This window comes from uncultured Nocardioides sp. (assembly GCF_902805925.1).
Taxonomy (GTDB): domain Bacteria; phylum Actinomycetota; class Actinomycetes; order Propionibacteriales; family Nocardioidaceae; genus Nocardioides.
Window position 1 is genome coordinate 1 of record NZ_CADCUP010000122.1, and the last position, 7,055, is coordinate 7,055.

The following is a 7,055-nucleotide window of genomic DNA, read 5'->3' on the forward strand; positions in this document are numbered from 1 at the left end:
TCGCTCTCCGACATGCTCAAGGGCAAGCAGGGTCGCTTCCGCCAGAACCTCCTCGGCAAGCGCGTCGACTACTCCGGCCGCTCGGTCATCGTCTCGGGTCCCCAGCTCAAGCTGCACCAGTGCGGTCTGCCCAAGCAGATGGCGCTCGAGCTGTTCAAGCCCTTCGTGATGAAGCGCCTCGTCGACCTCTCGCACGCACAGAACATCAAGTCCGCCAAGCGGATGGTCGAGCGCGCGCGCCCGGTCGTGTGGGACGTCCTGGAGGAGGTCATGCACCCGGTGCTGCTGAACCGTGCGCCCACGCTGCACCGTCTGGGCATCCAGGCGTTCGAGCCGCAGCTCATCGAGGGCAAGGCCATCCAGATCCACCCGCTCGTCTGCACGGCGTTCAACGCCGACTTCGACGGTGACCAGATGGCGGTGCACCTGCCGCTGTCGGCCGAGGCCCAGGCCGAGGCGCGGATCCTGATGCTGTCGACCAACAACATCCTCAAGCCCTCCGACGGCCGTCCGGTGACCATGCCGACCCAGGACATGATCATCGGCCTGTTCTTCCTGACGACCGACCGCGACGGCGAGCCCGGCGAGGGCCGCATGTTCTCCTCCTCCGCCGAGGCCATCATGGCCCTCGACCGGGGCGAGATCTCGCTGCAGAGCAAGGTCAGGATCCGTCTCGACGGCATCGTGCCCCCGCTCGACCTCGAGCTCGGCGCCGCATGGGAGGAGGGCACGTCCCTCACCCTCGACACCACGCTGGGTCGCGCGCTCTTCAACGAGACCCTGCCGGCCGACTACCCGTTCGTGAACTACGAGGTGGGCAAGAAGGCCCTCGGCGCGATCGTCAACGACCTCGCCGAGCGCTACACCAAGGTCGAGGTCGCGGCCTCGCTCGACGCCCTCAAGGACGCCGGCTTCCACTGGGCCACCCGCTCGGGTGTCACGGTCTCCATCGACGACGTCACCACCCCGTCGGACAAGGCCCAGATCCTCGAGGCCTACGAGGCCCAGGCCGCCAAGGTCCAGACCCAGTTCGAGCGCGGTCTGGTCACCGACGAGGAGCGTCGCCAGGAGCTCATCGAGATCTGGACCCAGGCGTCCAACGAGGTCGCCAAGGCCATGGAGAAGAACTTCGACCGCAGCAACCCCATCTTCATGATGGTCGACTCCGGCGCCTCCGGGAACATGATGCAGATCCGTCAGGTCGCGGCCATGCGTGGACTGGTGGCCAACCCGAAGGGCGAGATCATCCCGCGCCCCATCAAGGCCAACTTCCGTGAGGGCCTGTCCGTGCTGGAGTACTTCATCTCCACCCACGGTGCCCGCAAGGGTCTCGCCGACACCGCGCTGCGGACGGCCGACTCGGGCTACCTCACGCGTCGGCTGGTCGACGTGTCGCAGGACGTCATCATCCGCGAGGAGGACTGCGGCACCGAGCGTGGCCTGCCCAAGGTCATCGGTGTGCGTGGCGAGGACGGCGTGGTCCGCAAGGACGACAACGCCGAGACCTCGGCCTACGCCCGGTCGGCCGCGAGCGAGGTCACCCACCCCGACACCGGCGACGTCCTCGCCACTGCCGGTGAGGACCTCGGCGACGTCAAGATCGGTGAGCTCGTGGCCGCGGGTGTCGAGGTGGTCAAGGTCCGCTCCGTGCTGACCTGTGACGCCCGCACCGGCACCTGCGCCAAGTGCTACGGCCGCTCGCTGGCCACCGGCACGATCGTCGACATCGGCGAGGCGGTCGGCATCATCGCCGCCCAGTCGATCGGTGAGCCCGGCACGCAGCTGACCATGCGCACCTTCCACACCGGTGGTGTGGCCTCCGCGGACGACATCACGCAGGGTCTGCCCCGCGTGGTCGAGCTGTTCGAGGCCCGTCAGCCCAAGGGCCTGTCCCCGATCTCGGAGGCCGCCGGCCGCATCGAGATCGAGGAGACCGACAAGGCGCGCAAGGTCATCGTCACCCCCGACGACGGCAGCGACCCGATCGAGTACCCCGTCTCCAAGCGCTCGCGCCTCTCGGTCGCCGACGGCGACCACATCGAGGTGGGGCAGCAGCTGACGGTCGGCACCCCCGACCCGAAGGAGGTGCTGCGGATCCTCGGCATCCGCCGGGCCCAGCAGCACCTCGTCGACGAGGTCCAGCAGGTCTACCGCAGCCAGGGCGTGTCGATCCACGACAAGCACATCGAGATCATCGTGCGGCAGATGCTGCGTCGCGTGACGGTCATCGAGTCGGGTGACACCAACCTGCTGCCGTCCGACCTGGTCGACCGGGCCCGCTTCGAGGAGGAGAACCGTCGCGTGGTCTCCGAGGGCGGCAAGCCGGCCTCGGGTCGTGCCGAGTTGATGGGCATCACCAAGGCGTCGCTGGCGACCGAGTCGTGGCTCTCGGCGGCCTCCTTCCAGGAGACCACCCGGGTGCTCACCGACGCGGCGATCCACGGCCGCAGCGACTCGCTGCGCGGCCTGAAGGAGAACGTCATCATCGGCAAGCTGATCCCGGCTGGCACCGGCCTCGAGCGGTACCGCAACATCCGGGTCGAGCCGACCGAGGAGGCTCGTGCCGCGGCGTACTCCGTCACCGGCTACGACTCCTACGACTACGACTTCGGTGCCGGCACGGGCCAGGCCGTGGCTCTCGACGACTTCGACTTCGGCTCCTACCAGAACTGATCGCCCGGCGAGACACATCCACCGGCCCCGTCACCCCTTCGGGTGGCGGGGCCGGCGGCATCTCGCAGGTAGCGTGCGGCTCGTGAACCAGTTCCCCAACACCTGTCCCCAGTGCGGGACCGAGCTCGAGACCGCGACCCAGGGCTTCAACCCCGACGGCGACGACGACATCGCGCACCGCGAGATGTCGGAGGTCGTGGCCGTCGACTTCTGCCCCAACCCGGAGTGCCCCACCGGGGAGATCGAGAGCCCGGCCGCTCAGGTCTGAAGGACGAGCTCCAGCGTCCGTCCGGTGTAGGCCGCCAGCGCCGCGGCCTGCTCCTCGACCTGCCGGCGAGCGGCCGCTCCCAGCGAGGGGGCCAGGCCCACGGTGACGCGCGTGGTCCGGCCGTCCTCCCTGCGCTTCCACCACCCGACGTCGCGCAGGTCGCTCACGACCAGGCCACCGCCGGCCTCGGAGAAGGCGTGCGCGCGGTCGCCCCACGGGTGATCCGGCACGCGCGGGAACGTGCTGCCGGGGTAGGTGAGGTGGGCCTCGTCGAAGACGGGGACCAACCGGGTCCCCGCGCTCACGCCCACGTCACGGGTGCCGGCCGCCCACACCAGCGTCTGGCTCTCCACCTCGGCCGACTCGAGGGCCTCTCCCAGGTCGGCCACGGCGGCGGTGACCTCCCGCTTGGTCAGGGTGGTCCAGCGCACGAGATGGGCCACCGACGCCGGCCCGTGGCCGGCGAAGAAGCGCAGCACCAGCTCGCGGACCGCCTCGTCGCGCTCCTTGTCGGGGGTCGCGGGGATCCACTCGTCCACGAGCGCGTAGGTGTGCTGGCCCCCGACGAGCGGCCCGGAGCAGACCAGGCCGTCGAGCTCGGCCAGCATGACGAGGTGTCCCAGGCGCTCGCCACGGAGGTCGTCGCGGGTGAGCTGCCGGCGGGTCAGGTGGCGTCCGCCCCGGAGGGTGTCGGCCAGCCACCGGTGCTCACGCCCCACGACGGCCGCGTCGTCCAGGCCGAGCTGGCGGTGGCGCGCGGCCAGCGCGGAGACGACCTTGGGCGACGTCAGGGCGAGCAGCCAGCGCAGGTCCGCGGCGTGCACGTAGTGCCAGGTCGGCCGGAGCACGTGGGTGCGGACGACCCGGCCGCTGTCGACCGCCGCGCTCACGTCGTCGTCGTGGGTGCGGCCGGTCCGCATCGCCAGCGACCACCGGGCCAGCGGGGCGTCCTGGGACTGCACGCACAGCAGGCTGCGCACGGCGTCCTCGACGGTGTCGTACGGCCTCGTCAGGCCCTGGGTGGCCAGCCGCTGGGCGAGGACCGCGTCGAGCTGCACGTCCACACTGTGACAGGTCGGGGGTCAGATCCAGCCCATGCGCTGGGCCCGGTTGACGGCCTCGTGGCGGTTGGCGGCGGAGAGCTTCGCGGCGGCGCTGGAGAGGTAGTTGCGCACGGTGCCGCCAGCGAGGTGGGTGCGACGCGCGATCTCCTCCACCGGGGCGCCGTCGGCGGCGGCCTCCAGGACGGCGGTCTCCCGCGGGGTGAGGGGGGAGTCGCCGATGGCCATCGCCTCGGCGGCGAGGTCGGGGTCGACGTACCGACCGCCGGCGGCGACGGCGCGGACGGCGGCGGCGAGGGTGGAGGCGGAGGTGGTCTTGGGCAGGAACCCGCGCACGCCCGTCGACAGGGCCCGCCTGAGCAGGCCGGGCCGGCCGTGGCTGGTCACGATCAGGCAGCCGCAGCCGGGCAGCACCTCGGCGATCCGGGCGGCCGCGGCGATGCCGTCGAGGCCGGGCATCTGGAGGTCCAGCACCGCCACGTCGGGCCGCAGCTCCCGCGCGGAGTCGACGGCCTCCGAACCGGTGGCGGCCTGCCCAACGACCTCGATGTCCTCCTCGAGGTCGAGCATCTGGGCGAGTGCGGCCCGGATCAGGTGCTCGTCGTCGGCGAGCAGCACGCGGATCACGACGGCACCTCGCTCGCGACAGGCACGAAGTCGACGCTCACCACGAACCGGTCGCCGCGGGCGCCGGCGGCGACGCGGGCACCGAGGCCGCCGAGCTGGGCCGCCAGCGTGGTGAGCCCGCTGCCGTCGGTGCCGGACGGGCGGCCGGTGTCGACGCCGTCGTTGGTGACGCTGAGCCGGTCGTCGGCGTAGGTCATCTCCACGTGCGTGGCGCGCGAGTGCCGCAGCACGTTGGTGACGGCCTCGCGGATGACCCGGGCCACGGGCTCGTGCCGCTCCGCCGGCACGCCGGAGACGTCGGCACGGGTGGTGATCCCGGCCGAGCCGAGCAGCGACACGGCGCCCTCGACCTCCGCGGCCAGGTCGAGGGGTCGGTAGCCGCGGGCGAGCGCACGCGCCTCCCGCAGCGCCTCGTGGGCGGTCGAGCGGATCTCGAGCACCTGGTCGGTGGCGCGGGCGTCGCCGCGAGCCGCGAGCGCGGCCGCCAGCTCGGCCTGCACGGCGATGGTCGAGAGCCGCCGCCCCATCACGTCGTGCACGTCCTGGGAGAACCGCAGCCGCTCCTGCGCCACGGCCAGCGCCGCCTCGCTGTCGCGAGCGTGCTCCAGGGACGTGACGACGCCCAGCAGCCACAGCGAGCTCTGCACGGTGAAGACGAGGAAGACCGAGACGCCCAGGCCGTACGCCGCGAAGCCGATGCTGCCCCCGACGAGCCCCGCGACGGCGGTGCAGGCGAGCAGGACGCCGTTGCGCACCCGGGTGTCGAGGAGTCCTCCGGCGCCCCAGGCCAGGGCGCCGACCACGACGAGCGCGCCGCCGTACCGTTGGTCCTCCTCGAGCAGCAGTGCCAGGGGTGCGGTCACCGCGGAGAGCACCAGCAGCACCGACAGCGAGGGCCAGGGCAGCGGCGCGCTCCGCGGGTGCAGCCGGGCGGCGTCGCGGAGCACCAGCGTGCCGGCCCCGCCGAGGGCGAGCGTCGCCAGGCCGCTGAGCACGGCCGGCGCCGTGGCCGTGGACCCCGCCGACGTGACGAGGCTGAACCAGGCGAGGAGCAGGAGGAACCAGTACAGCCAGTAGAGCGAGCCGAGGGTGTAGACCCTCACGCGCTCCACCTGGGTGCGTCGCGACCACCACCCACGGATCCTCACGGCGTCCATCCTCTCAGCCCCGCGGCTCCCAGCTCATCGCCTGCCGCGCCAGGAGGAACCCGAGCGCGGTCCAGGCGAGGAGCACGCCGAGCGGGGGCAGCGCCTCCACCCAGGTCGCGACGAACGACACGCTCCCGCTGCTCCCGACGCCGGGCTCGAGGCCGAACCAGGCGACGCGCACGAGGTCCTCCAGCGCCGCACCGGGCAGCAGGTCGACCCAGCGCTGCGCGTCCTCCGGGAGGGCTGCGCGGGTGCTGCCGGCCGTCGCGAGCAGCAGCACCGGGGCGCTGGTGAGCTGGGCGGCCTCGGCGTTGCGGGTCCAGGCCGCCGTCCACAGCGCCAGCGCCGCGAAGGCGGCACAGCTGATCAGCAGCCCCACCACGACGAGCACCGGGTTGAGCGGCAGCCCGAAGCCGAGCACGGCGGCCAGCACGGCCGCCACGACGGCGACGACGAGCACGATGACCACCCCGGGCAGGGCCATCGACAGCACGATGTCGGCGTCGGTGGCCTCGCCCGAGCGCAGCCGCTTGAGCACCAGCTCGTCGCGTCGGGTCACGAACATCGAGAGCAGGTTGTAGTAGACGGGGAAGAGCAGCGCCATCAGCAGGCACAGGCTCAGCGGCACCGCGCCGGCCTGGCCGGTCTGCTCCGGTGTCGCGGCGAGCAGGGCCAGCGGCACCAGCGGCACGCCCACGGCGTAGATGACGGTGAGCAGGTTGCGGCGCATGAGCAGGGCGTTGGACTGCGCGAGTCCGAGCACGCGGGAGGTCATCGGGCCATCTCCTCGGTCGGGTGGGTGTCGTGCCGGTCGTCCTCGGCGACGCCCAGGAAGACCGACTCGAGGGTGGCCGTCCTGGCCGAGAGGTCGTGCAGGCGCACGTCGTGCTTCCGGGCCCACGCCAGCAGCGTGGTCAGCGACTCCTGGAGGTCCTCGGACTCGACGGTCGTCCGGGCCACGTCACGGCTGACCGTGGCACCGGGCAGGGGCGGGAGGTCACGCTCGGGGGTGCGGAAGGAGATCACCGAGGGCTGGTCCGCGACGATCTCCTCGCGGGTGCCCTCCTTCACCACCCGGCCGGCCCGCATGATCGAGATGCGGTCGGCCAGCGCCTCGGCCTCCTCGAGGTAGTGCGTGGTGACGAGCACCGCGACGCCGGCTGCGCGCAGCGACCGGAGCAGCTCCAACACCCGGTGCCGGCTCTCGGGGTCGAGGCCGGTCGTCGGCTCGTCGAGCATCAGCACCTCGGGGCGGCCGGTGAGGGTGCAGGCCAGGTC

Annotated in this window: 7 protein-coding genes; 2 read left to right on the top strand and 5 right to left on the bottom strand. The window is 72.2% G+C overall.

The window, feature by feature from the left end; all coding sequences use genetic code 11:
• Both rpoC and QZX64_RS08795 read left to right on the top strand, forming a co-directional pair.
• A partial coding sequence (gene rpoC, locus QZX64_RS08790; protein WP_295658455.1) for a DNA-directed RNA polymerase subunit beta' occupies positions 1–2,673 on the top strand: 2,673 nt, incomplete at its 5' end.
• Positions 2,674–2,755: 82 nt separating this feature from the next.
• The gene (locus QZX64_RS08795) at positions 2,756–2,941 is read left to right on the top strand and encodes a hypothetical protein (protein WP_295658457.1); all 186 of its coding nucleotides are present in this window, start codon (positions 2,756–2,758) and stop codon (positions 2,939–2,941) included.
• On the opposite strand, the gene QZX64_RS08800 is transcribed toward QZX64_RS08795, so the two are convergent.
• From QZX64_RS08800 to QZX64_RS08820, 5 genes are all read right to left on the bottom strand, one after another.
• Positions 2,932–3,999: a winged helix DNA-binding domain-containing protein gene (locus QZX64_RS08800; protein ID WP_295658458.1), complete on the bottom strand. Its 1,068-nt coding sequence runs from the start codon at positions 3,997–3,999 to the stop codon at positions 2,932–2,934. The two genes, QZX64_RS08795 and QZX64_RS08800, sit on opposite strands and share 10 nt — an antisense overlap.
• 24 nt (positions 4,000–4,023) lie before the next feature.
• Positions 4,024–4,629 carry a response regulator transcription factor gene (locus tag QZX64_RS08805; RefSeq protein WP_295658461.1) on the bottom strand — a complete coding sequence of 202 codons (606 nt, stop codon included), beginning with the start codon at positions 4,627–4,629 and terminating at the stop codon, positions 4,024–4,026.
• A complete protein-coding gene (locus QZX64_RS08810) occupies positions 4,626–5,777 on the bottom strand; it encodes a sensor histidine kinase (protein WP_295658463.1) in 1,152 nt (383 codons plus the stop codon). Before QZX64_RS08810 ends, QZX64_RS08805 begins: the two co-directional genes overlap by 4 nt.
• A 13-nt stretch (positions 5,778–5,790) precedes the next feature.
• Complete coding sequence (locus tag QZX64_RS08815) at positions 5,791–6,552, bottom strand: ABC transporter permease (RefSeq protein WP_295658465.1); 762 nt, start codon at positions 6,550–6,552, stop codon at positions 5,791–5,793.
• The coding region (locus QZX64_RS08820; protein ID WP_295658467.1) for an AAA family ATPase at positions 6,549–7,055 on the bottom strand (507 nt) is incomplete at its 5' end. The genes QZX64_RS08820 and QZX64_RS08815, both read right to left, overlap by 4 nt.

Excerpts from the sequence above, each read along its gene's own strand:
- QZX64_RS08815 (WP_295658465.1), bottom strand. The coding sequence starts at position 6,552 with ATGACCTCCCGCGTGCTCGGACTCGCGCAGTCCAACGCCCTGCTCATG.